The following is a 16,110-nucleotide window of genomic DNA, read 5'->3' on the forward strand; positions in this document are numbered from 1 at the left end:
CCTGATTCAGGATGGGTCGACGCTGAACGTGGACGGCAAGACGATCACGTTCTCGAACGCGGCGACGCCCGCCGCAGTCGCAACGGGTTCCACCCAGGTCGGCAATCTGGTCACGGATGGAAACGGCAATTCGACCGTTTACCTTCGGGCCGGTTCGGTGGCTGACATTCTGAACGCTATCGATCTCGCGACCGGTGTGCAGACCGTCAAGACTGCCGGCGCCTCTGGTGCCTTGCAGACCACCAGCGGAGCCAAGAACTCGTCGATCGTGGCCGGCGCGCTCAACCTCTCGACCGGTGCAAACGCGGATCTGTCGGTCACCGGCTCTGGCAACGCACTGTCGGCGCTCGGCCTGACCGGTTCGACTGGCACCGGCACCGCCTTCAATGCAAGCCGCTCACCTGCGTCCGGCAGCATCTCGGGCAAGACCTTGACCTTCGCCTCCTTCAACGGCGGCACGGCGGTCAACGTTACCTTCGGCGACGGCACCAACGGCACGGTCAAGACGCTCGACCAGCTCAACACGCAGCTTCAGGCCAACAACCTCGCTGCGACCATCGACGCCAACGGCCTGCTCACGATCTCGGCGACCAACGACTACGCATCATCGACGATTGGCTCGGCTGTCGCCGGTGGTGTGATCGGTGGCACGATCACTTCGGCTTTAACCTGGACGAATGCGACCACGCCGACCGTCGACCCCGTTGCCCAAGCGACGCGCTCCAACCTGGTCGCCCAGTACAACAACATCCTGTCGCAGATCGACACCACCTCGGTCGACTCCTCGTTCAACGGCGTGAACCTGCTCAACGGCGACCAGCTCAAGCTGGTGTTCGATGAGACCGGCAAGTCCAACCTGAGCATCACCGGCGTGACCTTCAACTCGAAGGGTCTGGGTCTGGCCGGCCTGGTGCAGGGCACCGACTTCATCGACAACTCCGCGACCAACAAGGTGCTCGTCAGCCTGAACGCGGCGTCGAGCACCTTGCGGTCGGAAGCGTCGACCCTCGGTTCGAACCTTTCGGTCGTACAGGTGCGTCAGGACTTCAACAAGAACCTGATCAACGTGCTCCAGACCGGGTCCTCCAACCTGACCCTGGCCGACACCAACGAGGAAGCGGCCAACAGCCAGGCGCTGTCGACCCGCCAGTCGATCGCGGTCTCCGCGCTGTCGCTGGCCAACCAGTCGCAGCAGAGCGTCCTCCAGCTGCTTCGCTAACAAGCGACGGAAATCACAAGATAAATACGGTGGCGGGGCTTCGGCCCCGCCGTTTTTTTGCGTGCGCAGCGACCGTGCAGATCCCGCGGCTCCAGGCGGAGGAGGGGCGCTAACCCGGCATTAACCCTATCCCTTAAACCGCCGTTAACCATACTTTAAAGGACAGCCCCTAAAACTGGACAAAAGCCCGCTTTCCAGATCGGCGAGCCCCGATTCGTACCCGGTTCAAGAGGAAGACCAGCCAATGTCCAACATCGTTCTCTCGGCGTCGGTTCGCCAGAACCTGTTGTCGCTGCAGTCGACGGCCGACCTGCTGGCCACGACGCAGCAGCGCCTCTCGACCGGCAAGAAGGTCAACACGGCGCTCGACAACCCGACCAACTTCTTCACCGCGCAAGGGTTGGACAACCGGGCGAGCGACATCAGCAATCTCCTCGACGGCATCAACAACGGGGTGCAGGTGCTCCAGGCCGCCAACACCGGCATCACCTCGCTGCAAAAGCTGATCGACAGCGCCAAATCGATCGCGAACCAGGCGCTCCAGACCACAGTCGGCTACTCGACCAAGTCGAACATCACGACCACGATCCCCGGCGCGACGCCGGCGGATCTGCGCGGCACCACGAGCTATACCTATGCAACAGCGACCGGCAATGTCGTCACCAACGGTACTGCTGGTGGTACGACTCCGGTCACCGGCGCGACCACACTCGGTGGCACCTCGCAACCGCTGGCAGGATCGGCTGCTCCCGACGGTGCAGGTACGCCGGCTAGCCTTGCTCTGAACCTCACTTTGGCCGGTGCGCCCAGCGCGTCCACCATCGCCGCGAACGGCGCGCCATCGGATGGGGACGTGCTCGTTGTCAACGGCAAGACCATCACCTTCAGGGCCGGCACCGTGCCTGCAGCAGCCAGCGTTCCCGCCGGCTCCGGCTTCAGCGGCAACGTCGTCACCGACGGCAACGGCAATTCGACCGTCTACATCGGCACCACCGCGGTCCCGACCGGCCAGGTTCAGGACGTTCTGAACGCGATCGACCTGGCAAGTGGCGTGCAGAAGGCCGCGATCTCGGCCGGCGTTGCCACGTTCTCGAACTCGTCGGGCACCAACGCAGCCATCGCTGGTGGCGCTCTCACCCTCACCACCGGAACGGGCGCTGACCTCAGCATCACCGGCAAGTCCGACTTGCTGAAGGCGCTTGGTCTGACGACCTCGACCGGCTCCGGCAATGTCACTGTCACCAAGGCGCGTCTGACGAGCCCGGCGACGCTGGGCACACTCGTTGATGACGGCTCCACGCTGAACGTCGACGGCAAGACGGTCACCTTCAAGAACGCGGCCGCCCCTACTGCCGCTCCGACGGGGTCCACCAAGATCGGCAACATCGTCACGGACAATAACGGCAACTCCGTCGTCTATCTCCAGGGCGGAAACGTTCAGGATTCGCTGAACGCGATCGATCTAGCGTCGGGTGCCGGCATCGTCAGCGGCGGCGCCGTGGTTGCGGCGAGCGGTTCGTCGCTATCCTCGGTCGTCAACGGCGCGCTCAAGCTCAGCACCGGCACGACGGCGGATTTGTCGATCACCGGAACCGGCAACGCGCTGTCCTCGTTCGGTCTGACCGGGCCGACCGGCACCGGCACGGCTTTCACCGCGGGTCGCTCGCCGGGTGCGGGCAGCATCTCCGGCAAGACCCTGACCTTCACCTCCTTCAACGGCGGCACGCCCGTGAACGTCACCTTCGGCGACGGCACCAACGGCACGGTCAAGACGCTCGATCAGCTAAACAACCAGCTTCAGGCCAACCATCTGACGGCGACGATCGACGCCAACGGCGTACTCACGATCACCACCGTCAATGAATACGCGTCCTCGACGCTCGGCTCCGTGACCGCCGGCGGCGTCGTCGGTGGCACAATCACTGGCACGGTTGCCTTCACGACCGCGCAGCCGCCGATCCAGGATCCCGTGGCGCAGACGGCGCGCTCCAACCTGGTCAGCCAGTTCAACAACATCCTGGCACAGATCGATACCACGTCGCAGGACTCGTCGTTCAATGGCGTCAACCTGCTCAACGGCGATACGTTGAAGCTCATCTTCAACGAGACGGGCAGCTCGACGCTCGGCATCAACGGCGTCGTGTTCAACGCAGCGGGCCTCGGCCTGAGCAACCTCGTCACCGGCGTCGACTTCATCGACAACGGTGCCACCAACAAGGTGCTGACCAGCCTGAACGCGGCCTCGAGCACGCTGCGGTCGGAAGGTTCGGCGCTCGGCTCGAACCTGTCGATCGTGCAGGTTCGCCAGGACTTCTCCAAGAACCTGATCAACGTGCTGCAAACCGGCTCGTCGAACCTGACGCTCGCCGACACCAACGAGGAGGCGGCGAACAGCCAGGCGCTGTCGACCCGCCAGTCGATCGCGGTCTCCGCGCTGTCGCTGGCCAACCAGTCGCAGCAGAGCGTGTTGCAGCTGCTCCGCTAATTTCGCAGCGCAGGATCGCTACCCGAAACGTCGCGGCGGGGCTAATGCCCCGCCGTTTTTTTGATTGAGATCGCTAAGACAAGATTAGCTCAGATCATCTTGTCTCATGCGAAGCAAGTTTACAGCGTGCGCGCGCACGACTAGCCTTGCGATAACGGAAGACGCAGTAACCCGTAATAATCCGGAGTGCTTCCAAGCGCTCACGTAAGCAAATCTTAAGCGCTGCTGCCTAGGGTTGGGAAAGAAATCCTTAAGCCCATTCAATGGGCTAGGAAACCTCCAGGGTATGATTGATGTCGAATTCCGCGGCCTCGGCCTACGCGCGTGTTGCAACGACCACCGCATCTCCTCGCGACATCGAGGCGCAAACCTTGCTGAAGGCCGCCAACAAGCTCCAGGACGCGATCAACAGCGCTGATCCGTTCAGCGAGCAGACCACGCATGCCCTGATGTTCAATCGCAAGCTCTGGACGATTTTCCTCAGCGAGGCGATGCGCGACAACAACCCGCAGCCGATCGACGTCCGGCAGAAGATCGCCAACATCAGCGTGTTCGTGCTGAGCCAGACCGCGGCGCTCCAGATGAGCCCCCAGTTCGATCACTTCCGCCCGCTGATCGAGATCAACCGCAATATCGCTGCCGGTCTGTCCGGCCGGCCGTGACGGAGACTTTTCATGGCCGACATCATGAGCATCTTGTCGACCGCGTATAAGTCGAACGTCCTTTCGAGCACGACCGGCTCGTCCAAATACGTCCCGGTCGACTCGTCTCTGTACCAGGGCAATTGGACCGGTACTTATCCCGACGGCAAGAAGTTCTCGCTGAGCGTCTCGCAGGTCAACGGGTTTCGCGCGCAGGTCCACTATCAGAGCGACGGGACGTCTCAGTACCAGCAGGTACTGATCAAGGATTCCTCGTTCCGCTTCGGTAACACGAAGTTCACGCTGACTGACACCGGTCAGGCTCAGATCAAGAACGTCGTCACCGATCCCGCGACCGGCTCGACCTATCTCGACACGGCCCAGGCCACGCTCGACACGTGATCGTCAGGCGCTGAGGTCCGTATTGAGCGGGCGCGAGGGCTCGGACTTCAGATCCTGCGCATGGAAATAGGCCCGCCGGCGCAGCATCGCCTCGTCGGGGAATTGATTGACCACCGCGTCGGTCCTGTCGTTGACGACCTGGAAGACGAAGGATGCGGCCGCCTGGTCGAACACGACCTGGCGCGAGACGTTTTCGTTGCTCGGCGGATCATTGCGCGCGGCCGCGGCCGCATCGCCTGCGGCCACCGTCTGGCTCACCGGCAAATCGGTCTGCACGGCATCGTTCGCCGCGGGATGCGACGTCGTTACGATCTGCGCAGGCGCCGGTATCCCCACCGGCCTGATGCTGAAATCTGTACTCATGGCAGCCTCCTGGTTGCCTCACGTGAGTCAAATCCCAACCCCTCTCAATACGCAACCATGGAACACCAGGTTTGAAGACCCGGTAAGGAAACGTGCCTAACCGCGCGACGCTATCGCCGCGCGGTTTTTCGTAAAATTGTCGGGTGTTTTGGCGAGCGCTCAGAGCGAGCGGCTGACCGCGAGCGGCGTGATGTGGCGCGGGCCCGGAGTGGCGCGACGTCCCGCCGCCGTATAGGTGTTCGGCACGTTGCGCTTCTGGATCTCGGCGTTGACGCCGCGCACGACGCTTTCGGAGACCGCATGCGCGGTCGCGAGCACGGTGAGGTTGACCTGAAGCATCGCGCGGAAGGCGTCGTGATGCCGGTGCAGCGTCGAGAGCAGTTCGGGCGCGGATTTTGACAGCTGAGCCTGGCTCGCCTTCAACTGGCTGACGGCCACGACGTAACGCCGCGACAGCTCCTGCTTCTGGCTTTCGAGCATCATCGCTTCACGGACCTTGCCGGCGCGGACGAGTTCGGTCTCGCGCTCGATCAGGCCGAGCAGGGCGCTCATCGCGTCCATCAGGTCCTCGGCGAGCTTGCGCGCCTCGGCGCTGCCGGGCGTGTTGTTCGGGCGCTGCGCTTGCATCGGCTGATGTGACGCGTTGAATTGGTTCATGTCGTTTGACCTTATGCCGTGCGGATGGTTTTCGCCTGCTGCATGATCAGGGTGCGGTAGACTTCGGTCGCGACGCCGACGCCACCGGCCTTGGCGAAGTTCTTGGAATATTGCTCGGTCAGCATCGAGCGCCACACGCCGGTACCCGGCGTGTCGCCGAACGGGCCTTCGCCCTTCAGGCCCGAGGTCATCTGCGAGAACATGCTGTTGAGGAACATCGCCTCGAAGTCGGTCGAGGTCTTCTGTGCCTTGGCCTGCTGCTGCGGCGGGACCTTCTGAAGCGCGGCGGCGAGCTCGAAATCGGGCCGGCCGTTGCGGCTCTCCACCGAGAAGGCCGGGTTGGTGACGGCGCTGGTGGTGGTGCCTATCTGCATCACATCACCTCGATGTCGGCTTCGATCGCGCCGGCGGCCTTGATCGCCTGGAGGATGCTGATGAGGTCGCGCGGGCCGATGCCGAGGCCGTTGAGGCCGTCAACGAGCTGCTGGAGCGAGACGCCGTCCTTGACGACGGCCAACTTCTTGCCGTCCTCTGTGACGCCGACGCTGGAGCGCGGCGTGACCACGGTCCGGCCCCGCGACAGCGGGTTGGGCTGGCTCACTTGCGGGCTCTCGGAGATCGTGACCGTGAGGTTGCCCTGCGCGACCGCAACGGTGGCGACGCGGACGTCGCGGCCCATCACGATGATGCCCGAGCGTTCGTCGATGATGATCTTGGCGGCGAGATCCGGATCGACCTGGAGCTGCTCGATCTCGGTCAGGAAGGCGACCACGTTGCCCTTGAACTCCGGCGGGATCGTCAGCTGCACCGTCGAGGGGTCGATCGGCTCGGCGCTCTTGACGCCCAGATAGTCGTTGATCGCAGCCGCAATGCGCTTGGCGGTGGTGAAGTCGGCGTTGCGCAGCGCGAGCCGCACGTTCGGCAGCCGGTTCAGCGCGAATTCAATCTCGCGCTCGATGATGGCGCCGTTGGCGATGCGGCCGACCGTCGGCACGCCGCGCACGATCTTGGCCGCATCGCCTTCGGCCTGGAAGCCGGAGATCGCGAGCGAGCCCTGCGCCACCGAATAGACGTTGCCGTCGGCGCCGAGGAGGGGGGTGACGAGCAGGGTGCCGCCGCGCAGGTCCTTGGCGTCGCCGAGCGCGGAGACGGTGACGTCCATGCGCGTGCCTTGGGTGGCGAAGGCCGGCAGATTGCCGGTCACCATCACGGCGGCGACGTTGCCGGTGCGGATGGTGGCGCCGCGGATGTTGACGCCCATGCGCTCGAGCATCGCTTGCAGCGACTGCTTGGTGAAGGGGATGTTGTTGAGGGTATCGCCGGTGCCGTTGAGGCCGACGACGAGGCCGTAGCCGATGAGCTGGTTCTGCCGCACGCCTTCGATATTGGCGAGATCCTTGATGCGCGAGGTCGCGCTTGCGGACGCGACCGAGAGCGCCAGCGCTGACAGCGCGGCGCAGGCCACCCCCAAAACCCCGCTAAGAATCCTCACCCAACGAACGCCTGGCATCCTCTGCTCCCCGAGGCTCCTCAAATCTCGGACCTTCTCGACACTCCCATGACGAGCTGGTCCAGCGCTTACCTTGCGATCGCTGTGCCAACCCGGGGCAATGGGGCTAGACGATTGAATAGGTTGAATAAATCTCTTTTGATCGATGCCAGTCGCCGTTCGCCTTGAGGAGCGAAACTGCCGCCTGTCGGCAGATTTTGCCGGGCTGTTTACGCGCCGTTAACCATAAAACAGCGATGGTGACGGCATCGATCACCCGGATTGCTGCGATGCGCATCTACGGACCGAACGGCACCACGCTTGGAACGCCGGCCAGCCAGGCCAAGCGGACAAGCTCCGGCACCTTCGTGCTGCCCGACACTTCGTCGGCACAGGAGACACGGGCCGCCGGGGCGCCGAAGGCCGCCGCGAACATTGACGCACTGCTCGCGCTGCAAGGCATCGAGGAAGATCCGGTCGAGCGCCGCAAGCGCTCGGTCACACGCGGCAAGACCGCGCTCGACGTGCTCGACGATCTCAAGATGGGACTTTTGTCAGGCAATCTCGACGCGTCGACCGTGATGCGGCTGCGGGATGCCGCGGCGAACCTGAAGTCGTCCTCCGGCGATCCCGGCCTCGATTCCGTCCTCTCCGAGATCGAGCTGCGTGTCGAGGTCGAGCTCGCCAAGGCCGGGCAGGCGTAGTCGTTATCCGTCACCCCCGCGCGCCTCAGGATAACGGGTCTTTCGATAAGCCTACTTGAGCCTTAAGCCGCTTCTTCCTTCTGCTGCGCATCGTAGCGGCGCTGGGCGGCGAGCACGTCTTTGAGATTCTCCTCGGCCCAATCGCGCAGGGGATCGACGGCGCCGGCTAGTGTCACGCCGAGCGGCGTGATCGAGTATTCCACCGTAACCGGCACGGTTGCGATGGCGCGGCGCTTGAGCAGGCCGTCGCGTTCAAGCGACTTGAGAACCTGGCTCAGCATCTTCTGCGAGATGCCTTCAATCGTGCGGCGCAACTGATTGAAGCGCATCGGCTCCTCGCGCAGCAGCAACAGGATCAGCACCGCCCATTTGTCGCCGACGCGGTCGAGGATCTGGCGGGTCGGGCAGTCTGCTGCATAGACGTTGGGTTTCATCTCCGTTCCTCGTGCTCCGCTCCGGTTGCCGGCCGCTCCCGCCGGTTACTCCTGCGTAATCAGGTAAGCACAAAGTGCTCTCTTAACACCAGCATCCTTTACGATATCTAGTCACTGTTAGTTACTACAGGAGCAAAGGAGCCTTCCATGAAAATCGCAGTTGCCGGCGCCTCGGGCCGGGCCGGTTCGGAGATCACCAAGGAACTGTCCCGCCGCGGCCATAGCGTCACCGCCATCGCGCGGAACCCCGACAAGATCGCCGCGCTGCCCAATGTCGTGCCGACCCATGGGGATGTGCTCGACCAGGCCGGCCTGGCCAAGCTCTGGACTGGGCATGACGTTGCGGTCAGTTCCGTACACTTCCTGGCCAGCGATCCGCACAAGCTGCTCGGAGCTGCCAAAGCGTCGGGGGTCGGACGCTACCTCGTCGTCGGCGGGGCCGGCAGCCTGGAGGTCGCTCCCGGCGTGAAACTGGTCACAACTCCCGGCTTTCCGGCCCAATACAAGGCCGAGGCGGAGGCGGGGTCGGCCTTCCTGGACCTGTTGCGGCAGGAAACGGACCTGAACTGGACCTTCATTTCGCCATCGGCGCTGTTCGTCGAGGGCGAACGGACGGGCAAGTTCCGGCTCGGGACCGACCAGCTTCTCGCAGATGCGAATGGCAAGAGCTGGATCACCTTCGCCGACTACGCCATTGCACTGGCCGACGAGATCGAGCGGCCGTCCCATTTGAGGCAGCGCTTCACGGTCGGCTACTGAGTTCTTGGCCGTCCCCGGGCTCTTCCGGATAAAGCTTCCTGTGCAAGGGCTTGGGGCGGTAACCGAGGCATTAAGGAAACATTGTCTGTCACAGGAGGCCGCTATATAACGCCCGGCTCAGCGGACCCCGTTCCGTTCGCGAGTCGTTGCTTAAGAAGATAGGCCGCCCTTGGAAAAGTTGAAAAACTACCGACCGACCGAAAAAGAGCCTTTCATGAACGACCGGCAGAAGGAGTACTTCCGTTTGAAGCTCCTCGCCTGGAAGGATGAGATCCTCAAAGAGTCCAAGCTCACCCTGCAAGCCTTGCAGGAGGAGAACGTGAACCACCCCGATCTCGCCGATCGGGCTTCGTCCGAAACCGACCGTGCCATCGAACTCCGCGCCCGCGACCGCCAGCGCAAGTTGATCGCCAAGATCGACGCCGCGCTCCAGCGCATCGAGGACAACACCTACGGCTATTGCGAGGATACCGGCGAGCCGATCTCGTTGAAGCGGCTCGAGGCCCGGCCCATCGCAACGCTCTCGGTGGAAGCGCAGGAGCGCCACGAGAAACGCGAGAAGGTCTATCGCGACGAATAAAGTACGAGCCGCCGCGTGCGGCTCTTTGTTTTTGCAGGCAAGGCGCCGCTTCGCGCCGTGATTGGCCTGTTGTCTGCTGCGTGTCGCGGCGCGTCAGCTGGCGCATGCGATCGCGAAAAATGAATCGCGATCAATGAGCTAGAGTCGATTCCTCTGAGCTCACGTGAGTTCGGATGAGAAACAGCCTTCACTTCAGGTGCGGGAGGTTTTGCGAGTCGCATCAACGACATCGTCTCGAATGCTGAGACATCGATCCAGCAGCATCAAGCATCGCTGCATCACGTCTCTCGCGTCAGTTCCGAGGTCGCAAGGCGCGCACCTCCATAGAGCCTCGACCAGCTCAATATTTCCTTAAACGCCGGCAACAGCCCGTAAGCTGCATCCGTCAGCTCGTACTCGACCCGCAACGTCCTCTCGGCGAAGGCGGTCCGCCACACCAGCCCGTCCTGCTCGAGCTCGCGCAGCTGCGTGGCCAGCACGTGCTGGGTGATGCCGCCGATCGACCGCCGCAGCGCGCCGAAGCGCAGTGCCCCGTTCATCAGCGCTAACAGGATCTCCAGCTTCCACTTGCCGCCGAGGGCATGGATGGCGCGCTTGAAGTCGGCGAGCAGGGTGGGATCGGGACTGCAATCGCAGTCGTCCTCGCAAGCACTGGTCAGGTTTTCCATACCGGTCTCGAAATTCATTCTACTTGTGCCATTGGAGATAGTGACCAGATGCGGCCCTGAGCAGGGTGTTGGCGGAACCAATTTGCTGGCCCGCGCAATGAGGGGATTTGGCAATGAGCACTGTTCTGGTCACCGGCGGCTCGGGCTTCGTCGGAGTTCACGTCGTGCTGCAACTTCTGGCCGCCGGCCACGCGGTGCGAACGACGGTGCGCCGGCCGGAGCGCCGGGACGACGTGCTGGCGATGCTGCGCGAGGGCGGGGTGGTTTCGCCCGAAAGCCTGTCCTTCTTCACCGCCGACCTCACCCGGGACGACGGCTGGCCCGAAGCGATCGCGGGCTGCGACTACGTGCTCCACGTCGCCTCGCCGCTGTCGACCAGCGTCCCGAAGGACGAGAACGAGATGATCATCCCGGCTCGCGACGGCACGCTGCGGGTGCTGCGCGCCGCACGGGAGGCCGGGGTGAAGCGCGTCGTCATCACCTCGTCGATGGGGGCGATCGGCTACGGCCACAAGCCGCGGGAAAAGCCATTCGACGAGACCGACTGGACCAATCTCGGCGGCGCCGACGTGCAGCCCTACGTCAAGTCCAAGACTCTGGCCGAGCGGGCGGCCTGGGACTTTGTCGCGCGCGAAGGTGTTGGGCTGGAGTTGTCGGTCATCAACCCGGTCGGCATTTTCGGTCCCGTACTGGGTCCGGACTTTTCCGGCTCGATCGAGATCATCAAATCGCTGCTCGACGGCGCCATGCCGGCGGTGCCGCGGGTCTATTTCGGCCTTGTCGACGTGCGCGACGTCGCCGACCTGCATTTGCGGGCGATGACCGCGCCGGAGGCGAAGGGCGAGCGCTTCATCGCGGTCTCCGGTGAGACGCTGTCGATCCTCGACATCGCCAGGGTGCTGCGGCGGGAACTCGGGCCGAAGGCGCGCCGGGTTCCGCGCTTGCAGGCGCCGGATTGGGTGGTGCGCCTGGCCGCGAACCGGATACCGCTGTTGCGCGCGGTCGTGCCGATGCTTGGAAAGGTGCGTCACTCCACCAGCGCCAAGGCAAGGTCGCTGCTCGGCTGGCAGGCGCGATCCAACGACGAGGCGATCCTTTCGACGGCCGAGAGCCTGATCCGGCTCGGCCTGGTCAGGGCGTAAAGCCACCCGCCACCCGCGCTTGTCAGGCCCGGGCCGGAATGCTCCACTGCCGCACATGATCGCGTAGCGTGGGAGCCGGCGCCGATGGACAAAATTCTCGAAGCCGCAAAGGCGATCGCGCTGGCGCGCCGCAACCATGCGCCGCTTGCGGCGCTTGAGGTTCCCCCGGCCGACGAGGCCGAGGGCTACCAGGTCCAGCGCGCGCTGCATGATCTGCTGCTGAAGAATGTCGGGCCGCTCGTCGGCTACAAGATCGGCTGCACCAGCCAGGTGATGCAGGAGTACATCGGCATCTCGCACCCCTGCGGCGGTGGCGTGTTCCAGAAGGGTGTGCACGACAGCGGCGTCAAGCTCGCCGCTGCCGACTATGTCCGCGTCGGCGTCGAATGCGAGATCGCGGTGCGGTTGAAGCGGGATCTCGCCGCCGGCGAAGCGCCGTTCACGGCCGAATGGGTCGGCGAGGCCGTCGAGGCCTATCATCCCGCGATCGAGATCGTCGACGACCGCTACGTGAAATGGCAGACGATGGGCGCCCCGACGCTGATCGCCGACGATTTCTTCGCCGCCGGCTGCGTGCTGGGTCCCTCGGTCCCGCGCTCGTCGGTGCCGGACCTGAAGGCCGTCAAGGGGCGCGCCATCGTCAACGGCGAAGAGGTGAGCCACGGCACCGGCGCCGATGTGCTCGGCCATCCCCACAACGCGCTCGCCTGGCTCGCCAATCACCTCGCCGCCGACGGCAAGGGTCTGCACGCGGGGCAGCTCGTGCTGACCGGAAGCCTGGTGAAGACGCTGTGGCTGAAGGCCGGCGACAAGGTGCGGATGGATTTGGAGGGGCTGGGGGTGGTGGAGGCGGAGTTCAAGTGACGGTGCTGCGGTCGCAATGACGGAGCTTGTGGTCGCGCCGGAGTGTAACGACTGAGCGCGGCACGCGCCTTCGCAAAATACATGCGGCCCTCGCCAGGGGAGCTGGCGAGGGCCGCGTCGTACATCGTCGTTCGCGCCTAGGTTCGCGAACACGATGTGGGAGCTCTTGCAGAAGGCTAGAAGGGCAGCAGCACATCCATGACTTGCTGGCCGTAGCGCGGTTGCTGCACGTCCATGATCTGGCCGCGGCCGCCGTAGGCGATGCGGGCCTGCGCGATCTTGCTGGAATCGATGGTGTTGTCGCTCTGGATGTCTTCGGGGCGAACGATGCCGGCGACCACGAGCTCGCGGATCTCGTAGTTGACGCGGATCTCCTGCTTGCCCTCGACCACGAGGTTGCCGTTCGGCAGCACCTGCGTCACGACTGCGGCGACATTGGTTTGCAACGCTTCCTGGCGATTGACCGAGCCCTTGCCATCGCTGGAGGCGGTGGAGTCGGCGGTGAGGATGCGGCCGGGCAGCACCTTCTGCGCCTGGACGCCGAGCGTCTTGGCGCCGATGAAGTCGGTGATGCCCGAATCTTCCGAATTGGTGCGGCTGCGCTGGGTCTCGTTGGCGATGTTGGCCTTGTCGGTGATGTTCACGGTCACGGTCAGGAGGTCGCCGACATGGGTCGCGCGCTGGTCCTTGAAGAAGGCGCGGCTGCCGTTGCGCCACAGCGAGTTCGGATTGTAGGAGGCGACTTCCGGCTTCGGCATTGGCATCTGCACCGGCTTGTAGCCGGGCTGGGTCGTCGGATTGTCGATCGCCGACAGCTTCGGTTGCTCGCCGATCTGCGACAGGCGGTCGATCGAGGAGCAGCCGCTCGCGAATGCTGAGGTTGCCAGCAGCAGGCCGGAAAGCGCAACGCGACGGAGACGGGAAGCCGAACTGAAAGCGGACATGACTTACTCTGACTTTGCTTGAGCTTGCAGGAACTGGGCCGGCGGGAACTGGGCTGGCGGGATCTGGGCTTGCGAAACTTTGGTCGGCGACACCGCTGCTGGAGCCGCCGGCGCTGGTGCCGGCGTTTCGCGCTGAAGCGACGAGGTCTGGTCGGCCGGCTCGACCGCAGGCGCCATCGGCGCGGCCTGGCTCGCGCCCTGCACCGTGATCTGGCCGCGGCCGGTGACAGTTCCGGTCAGCGTGCGCTTGGTCTGCACGTTGAGCACGGTGACGGTGTCGCCTTCGGCGCCGCTCTCGACCGCCTTGCCGCGCGTGGTGAGGTAGAGGCCGGGCACCTGGTAGATGATGGTGACGCTCTGGTCGCGCTGCACGAATTCGGGCTTGGCGATGTCGGCGACGCGGATCGGCGTGCCCGCCCGCATCGGCCGGCGAAGCTGCATGCCGACCGCGCGCTCGCGCGTGGCGGGCTCGCCGGTCACTTCCGCCCGGGGCCTGCGCTCCTGCGCGACGTCGGAGGATTTCAGCATCTCGGTGCGTTCGATGTCGCGCGTCAGGACGGCGACCTCGACGGTCTCGATCGCGGTGCCGGCGAAGCGCAGCCTGGTCGGCGCCGGATTGTTGTCGTTACTGACCTCGAAGGCGATGTCGAAGCGGCCGCTGCGCGCGTCGTAGCGGGTTGCGACCGGCTGGAGCGCGCCGGTGTTGGAAGCGTCGAGGCGCATGTCGGAGACGCCGCGGTCGAAGGTGACAGTGATGTTGGCGGCCTCGCCGAGCCCGAAGCGGCGCTCGAGCGCGGACGCGACCGCGTTCTCGAGGTCCTTGTTGGCGAGCGTGCGGGCGAGGCGGGTGACCGACACCTCCTTGATGTCGCCGGTCATCACGCCGATTACCTGCTTGGCGCGCAGCACGCTCAGGACCTGGGCGACCGGCAGCGCGCCGGTGGTGCCGAGATCGGGCGAGCGATAGACCGGGATTAGCGCAGCCGAGCCGGCATTGTCGATGAGATCGCCGACCCGCACCACATCGGAGGTGACGGTGATGCTGGCGCGCAGCGTCGGCGTGGCGATTCCGTCGTCGGCGGCCTGGGCCGGCAGTGCCAGCGCGAGCAGGGCAGAGATGGTGGCGAGCGTGGTGCGGATCATCGTCATCACCTCAGCGGAACAGCGCCGTGGTCGATTGCATCATCTGGTCGGCGGCGCTGATCACCTTGGCGTTCATCTCGTAGGCGCGCTGCGCGGCGATCAGGTCGCTCATCTCCGAGACGACGTCGACATTGGCCTGCTCGAGGCTGCCTTGCGTGATGGTGCCGTAACCTTCGGCGGTCGCCGTGCCGTCCTGCGGTGGGCCGGAGGAGGGCGTCTCGGTGAACTGATTGCTGCCGACGGGCTGCAGGCCCGCCTTGTTGATGAAGCGGGTCAGGCCGATCTGGCCGATGATGGTCGAGGTCGACGAGCCCGGCAGCGTCACCGAGACCTGGCCCTGTACGCTGACGGAAATGCCCGAGGCATTGTTCGGGATCGTGATCGTCGGCTGCACCGGGTTGCCTTGCGCAGTGACGATGCGGCCCTGATTGTCCATCTGGAAGGTGCCGTCGCGGGTGTACTGGTAGGTACCGTCCGGCATCAGGATCTTGAACATGCCCTCGCCCGAGATCGCGAGATCGAGGTCGTTGCCGGTCTGCGACAGCGTGCCTTGCGTCATGCTGCGCGGCGTGCCGACGGTCTTGACGCCGCCGCCGATGTCGACGCCGACGGGCAGGATGGTGCCCTGGTCGGACGACTGGGCGCCGACGCGGCGGATGTGCTCGTAGATCAGGTCCTGGAACGCCGCGGTCTGCTTCTTGAAGCCCGTGGTGCGCAGGTTGGCGATGTTGTTGGAGATCACCTGAACGTTGAGTTCCTGTGCCGCCATTCCGGTCGCTGCGGTGTGAAGCGCCTGCATGTCAGTTCTCCCTCAATCAGGCCGGAACGTCGGCGAGTTTTTCGATCGCCGATTTGTGGAGGTCGCTCTGCTGCTGGAGCAGGTTGGCGACGGCGGTGTAGCTGCGCATCACCTCGACCATGTGGCTCATCTCGCCGACCGCATTCACGTTCGACTTCTCGATGTAACCCTGCTGCACGGTGGACTTGGTGTCGGCCTGCTGGTTTGCGGAGCCGGCGCCGTAGAGGTTGGCACCGAGCTTGGTCAGCTTGGTCGGATCGTCGAACGACACCATGCGGATCTTGCCGCGGATCGAGTCGGTCTTTGCCGTGCCCTCGAGCACCGTGACGGTGCCATCCGGCGCAACGTTGATGTCGTGGTCGGTCGGCTGGAAGGTGATCGGGCCGCCGGTGCCGAGCACCAAATTGCCGTCGGAGGTGACGAGTTGGCCGGTGCTGTTGAGCGAGAACTTGCCGTCGCGGGTGTAGCGCTCGCCGCCATTGGCCTGCACGGCGAAATAGGCGTTGCCGTTGATGGCCATGTCGAGCGGATTGTTGGTCGCCTCCAACGGCCCCTGGCCGATGTCGCGGAAGGTGCCGCGGTCCTGCACATAGGAGACCCTGCGGTCGGAGCTGACGAAATTGTCCTCATGCGCGTTCGAGTTGAGGTACTCCTCGAACAGCGAATGGTCGGCCTTGAAGCCGTTGGTGTTGGCATTGGCGACGTTGTTGGCGATGACATCCATCTGCCGCTCCAACGTCATCTGCCGTGACAAGCCGATCAGAAGCGCGTTCTGCATCGGAGATCTCCCCTGAGTGAGATCTGCCACCTCGCTCTC

Annotated in this window: 20 protein-coding genes; 9 read left to right on the forward strand and 11 right to left on the reverse strand. The window is 64.4% G+C overall.

The window, feature by feature from the left end:
• From ABIB73_RS16400 to ABIB73_RS16415, 4 genes are all read left to right on the forward strand, one after another.
• Nucleotides 1-1,219, forward strand: a 1,219-nt coding sequence (locus tag ABIB73_RS16400; protein ID WP_354225374.1) for a DUF1522 domain-containing protein, incomplete at its 5' end; no start/stop codon positions are given.
• Between the two features lie 244 nt (nucleotides 1,220-1,463).
• Entirely contained in the window at nucleotides 1,464-3,704 is a 2,241-nt protein-coding gene (locus ABIB73_RS16405) for a DUF1522 domain-containing protein (RefSeq protein WP_354225375.1), read from the forward strand.
• Between the two features lie 293 nt (nucleotides 3,705-3,997).
• On the forward strand, nucleotides 3,998-4,366 hold the full coding sequence (gene flaF / locus ABIB73_RS16410; protein ID WP_354225376.1) for a flagellar biosynthesis regulator FlaF: 369 nt from the start codon (nucleotides 3,998-4,000) through the stop codon (nucleotides 4,364-4,366).
• Between the two features lie 12 nt (nucleotides 4,367-4,378).
• On the forward strand, nucleotides 4,379-4,747 hold the full coding sequence (locus tag ABIB73_RS16415; RefSeq protein WP_354225377.1) for a hypothetical protein: 369 nt from the start codon (nucleotides 4,379-4,381) through the stop codon (nucleotides 4,745-4,747).
• Between the two features lie 3 nt (nucleotides 4,748-4,750).
• On the opposite strand, the gene ABIB73_RS16420 is transcribed toward ABIB73_RS16415, so the two are convergent.
• The 5 genes from ABIB73_RS16420 to ABIB73_RS16440 form a co-directional block, all read right to left on the reverse strand.
• Nucleotides 4,751-5,110 carry a hypothetical protein gene (locus ABIB73_RS16420; RefSeq protein ID WP_354225378.1) on the reverse strand — a complete coding sequence of 120 codons (360 nt, stop codon included), beginning with the start codon at nucleotides 5,108-5,110 and terminating at the stop codon, nucleotides 4,751-4,753.
• A gap of 159 nt (nucleotides 5,111-5,269) precedes the next feature.
• Nucleotides 5,270-5,767, reverse strand: a complete 498-nt coding sequence (locus tag ABIB73_RS16425; protein ID WP_354225379.1) for a hypothetical protein — start codon at nucleotides 5,765-5,767, stop codon at nucleotides 5,270-5,272.
• Nucleotides 5,768-5,778: 11 nt separating this feature from the next.
• Entirely contained in the window at nucleotides 5,779-6,141 is a 363-nt protein-coding gene (gene flgJ / locus ABIB73_RS16430) for a flagellar assembly peptidoglycan hydrolase FlgJ (RefSeq protein ID WP_354225380.1), read from the reverse strand.
• Nucleotides 6,141-7,277, reverse strand: coding sequence for a flagellar basal body P-ring protein FlgI (locus ABIB73_RS16435; protein WP_354225381.1), 1,137 nt, complete (start codon nucleotides 7,275-7,277; stop codon nucleotides 6,141-6,143). The genes flgJ and ABIB73_RS16435 overlap by 1 nt, the downstream gene beginning before the upstream one ends.
• Before the next feature lie 106 nt (nucleotides 7,278-7,383).
• Nucleotides 7,384-7,554 (reverse strand): hypothetical protein, encoded by a 171-nt coding sequence (locus ABIB73_RS16440; protein ID WP_354225382.1) that lies wholly within the window; start codon nucleotides 7,552-7,554, stop codon nucleotides 7,384-7,386.
• On the opposite strand from ABIB73_RS16440, the gene ABIB73_RS16445 reads away from it, so the two are divergent.
• Complete coding sequence (locus tag ABIB73_RS16445) at nucleotides 7,547-7,960, forward strand: flagellar assembly protein FliX (RefSeq protein WP_354225383.1); 414 nt, start codon at nucleotides 7,547-7,549, stop codon at nucleotides 7,958-7,960. The genes ABIB73_RS16440 and ABIB73_RS16445 overlap by 8 nt on opposite strands.
• Before the next feature lie 62 nt (nucleotides 7,961-8,022).
• Here ABIB73_RS16445 and ABIB73_RS16450 read toward each other — a convergent pair whose 3' ends face one another.
• Nucleotides 8,023-8,394, reverse strand: coding sequence for a winged helix-turn-helix transcriptional regulator (locus ABIB73_RS16450; protein ID WP_354225384.1), 372 nt, complete (start codon nucleotides 8,392-8,394; stop codon nucleotides 8,023-8,025).
• A 147-nt stretch (nucleotides 8,395-8,541) separates the two neighbouring features.
• Here ABIB73_RS16450 and ABIB73_RS16455 point away from each other — a divergent pair, with 147 nt between their 5' ends.
• Both ABIB73_RS16455 and dksA read left to right on the forward strand, forming a co-directional pair.
• The gene (locus tag ABIB73_RS16455; RefSeq protein WP_354225385.1) at nucleotides 8,542-9,153 is read left to right on the forward strand and encodes an NAD(P)-dependent oxidoreductase; all 612 of its coding nucleotides are present in this window, start codon (nucleotides 8,542-8,544) and stop codon (nucleotides 9,151-9,153) included.
• 214 nt (nucleotides 9,154-9,367) lie between these two features.
• Complete coding sequence (dksA, locus tag ABIB73_RS16460) at nucleotides 9,368-9,733, forward strand: RNA polymerase-binding protein DksA (RefSeq protein ID WP_008554760.1); 366 nt, start codon at nucleotides 9,368-9,370, stop codon at nucleotides 9,731-9,733.
• A 278-nt stretch (nucleotides 9,734-10,011) separates the two neighbouring features.
• Here the strand turns inward: dksA and ABIB73_RS16465 are convergent, their stop codons facing one another.
• Nucleotides 10,012-10,419 (reverse strand): winged helix-turn-helix transcriptional regulator, encoded by a 408-nt coding sequence (locus tag ABIB73_RS16465; protein ID WP_354225386.1) that lies wholly within the window; start codon nucleotides 10,417-10,419, stop codon nucleotides 10,012-10,014.
• 95 nt (nucleotides 10,420-10,514) lie between these two features.
• Between ABIB73_RS16465 and ABIB73_RS16470 the strand changes: the two genes are divergently transcribed.
• On the forward strand, nucleotides 10,515-11,543 hold the full coding sequence (locus ABIB73_RS16470) for an SDR family oxidoreductase (RefSeq protein WP_354225387.1): 1,029 nt from the start codon (nucleotides 10,515-10,517) through the stop codon (nucleotides 11,541-11,543).
• A gap of 84 nt (nucleotides 11,544-11,627) precedes the next feature.
• Entirely contained in the window at nucleotides 11,628-12,407 is a 780-nt protein-coding gene (locus ABIB73_RS16475) for a 2-keto-4-pentenoate hydratase (protein WP_354225388.1), read from the forward strand.
• A 176-nt stretch (nucleotides 12,408-12,583) separates the two neighbouring features.
• On the opposite strand, the gene flgH is transcribed toward ABIB73_RS16475, so the two are convergent.
• Genes flgH through flgF form a run of 4 tightly spaced genes read right to left on the reverse strand, consistent with a single transcriptional unit; the run spans nucleotide 12,584 to nucleotide 16,071 of the window.
• On the reverse strand, nucleotides 12,584-13,351 hold the full coding sequence (gene flgH / locus ABIB73_RS16480; RefSeq protein WP_354225389.1) for a flagellar basal body L-ring protein FlgH: 768 nt from the start codon (nucleotides 13,349-13,351) through the stop codon (nucleotides 12,584-12,586).
• Nucleotides 13,352-13,354: 3 nt separating this feature from the next.
• The gene (flgA, locus tag ABIB73_RS16485; RefSeq protein WP_354225390.1) at nucleotides 13,355-14,494 is read right to left on the reverse strand and encodes a flagellar basal body P-ring formation chaperone FlgA; all 1,140 of its coding nucleotides are present in this window, start codon (nucleotides 14,492-14,494) and stop codon (nucleotides 13,355-13,357) included.
• Nucleotides 14,495-14,504: 10 nt separating this feature from the next.
• The gene (gene flgG / locus ABIB73_RS16490) at nucleotides 14,505-15,293 is read right to left on the reverse strand and encodes a flagellar basal-body rod protein FlgG (protein WP_354225391.1); all 789 of its coding nucleotides are present in this window, start codon (nucleotides 15,291-15,293) and stop codon (nucleotides 14,505-14,507) included.
• Between the two features lie 16 nt (nucleotides 15,294-15,309).
• Entirely contained in the window at nucleotides 15,310-16,071 is a 762-nt protein-coding gene (gene flgF, locus ABIB73_RS16495; protein WP_354225392.1) for a flagellar basal-body rod protein FlgF, read from the reverse strand.
• Nucleotides 16,072-16,110: the final 39 nt, after the last annotated feature.

Origin of the sequence: Bradyrhizobium sp. F1.4.3 (assembly GCF_040548375.1) — a bacterium.
Taxonomy (GTDB): Bacteria; Pseudomonadota; Alphaproteobacteria; order Rhizobiales; family Xanthobacteraceae; genus Bradyrhizobium.

Excerpts from the sequence above, each read along its gene's own strand:
- ABIB73_RS16405 (WP_354225375.1), top strand. The coding sequence starts at position 1,464 with ATGTCCAACATCGTTCTCTCGGCGTCGGTTCGCCAGAACCTGTTGTCG.
- flaF (WP_354225376.1), top strand. The coding sequence starts at position 3,998 with ATGTCGAATTCCGCGGCCTCGGCCTACGCGCGTGTTGCAACGACCACC.
- ABIB73_RS16415 (WP_354225377.1), top strand. The coding sequence starts at position 4,379 with ATGGCCGACATCATGAGCATCTTGTCGACCGCGTATAAGTCGAACGTC.
- ABIB73_RS16420 (WP_354225378.1), bottom strand. The coding sequence starts at position 5,110 with ATGAGTACAGATTTCAGCATCAGGCCGGTGGGGATACCGGCGCCTGCG.
- ABIB73_RS16425 (WP_354225379.1), bottom strand. The coding sequence starts at position 5,767 with ATGAACCAATTCAACGCGTCACATCAGCCGATGCAAGCGCAGCGCCCG.
- flgJ (WP_354225380.1), bottom strand. The coding sequence starts at position 6,141 with ATGCAGATAGGCACCACCACCAGCGCCGTCACCAACCCGGCCTTCTCG.
- ABIB73_RS16435 (WP_354225381.1), bottom strand. The coding sequence starts at position 7,277 with ATGCCAGGCGTTCGTTGGGTGAGGATTCTTAGCGGGGTTTTGGGGGTG.
- ABIB73_RS16445 (WP_354225383.1), top strand. The coding sequence starts at position 7,547 with ATGCGCATCTACGGACCGAACGGCACCACGCTTGGAACGCCGGCCAGC.
- ABIB73_RS16440 (WP_354225382.1), bottom strand. The coding sequence starts at position 7,554 with ATGCGCATCGCAGCAATCCGGGTGATCGATGCCGTCACCATCGCTGTT.
- ABIB73_RS16450 (WP_354225384.1), bottom strand. The coding sequence starts at position 8,394 with ATGAAACCCAACGTCTATGCAGCAGACTGCCCGACCCGCCAGATCCTC.
- ABIB73_RS16455 (WP_354225385.1), top strand. The coding sequence starts at position 8,542 with ATGAAAATCGCAGTTGCCGGCGCCTCGGGCCGGGCCGGTTCGGAGATC.
- dksA (WP_008554760.1), top strand. The coding sequence starts at position 9,368 with ATGAACGACCGGCAGAAGGAGTACTTCCGTTTGAAGCTCCTCGCCTGG.
- ABIB73_RS16465 (WP_354225386.1), bottom strand. The coding sequence starts at position 10,419 with ATGAATTTCGAGACCGGTATGGAAAACCTGACCAGTGCTTGCGAGGAC.
- ABIB73_RS16470 (WP_354225387.1), top strand. The coding sequence starts at position 10,515 with ATGAGCACTGTTCTGGTCACCGGCGGCTCGGGCTTCGTCGGAGTTCAC.
- ABIB73_RS16475 (WP_354225388.1), top strand. The coding sequence starts at position 11,628 with ATGGACAAAATTCTCGAAGCCGCAAAGGCGATCGCGCTGGCGCGCCGC.
- flgH (WP_354225389.1), bottom strand. The coding sequence starts at position 13,351 with ATGTCCGCTTTCAGTTCGGCTTCCCGTCTCCGTCGCGTTGCGCTTTCC.
- flgA (WP_354225390.1), bottom strand. The coding sequence starts at position 14,494 with ATGATCCGCACCACGCTCGCCACCATCTCTGCCCTGCTCGCGCTGGCA.
- flgG (WP_354225391.1), bottom strand. The coding sequence starts at position 15,293 with ATGCAGGCGCTTCACACCGCAGCGACCGGAATGGCGGCACAGGAACTC.
- flgF (WP_354225392.1), bottom strand. The coding sequence starts at position 16,071 with ATGCAGAACGCGCTTCTGATCGGCTTGTCACGGCAGATGACGTTGGAG.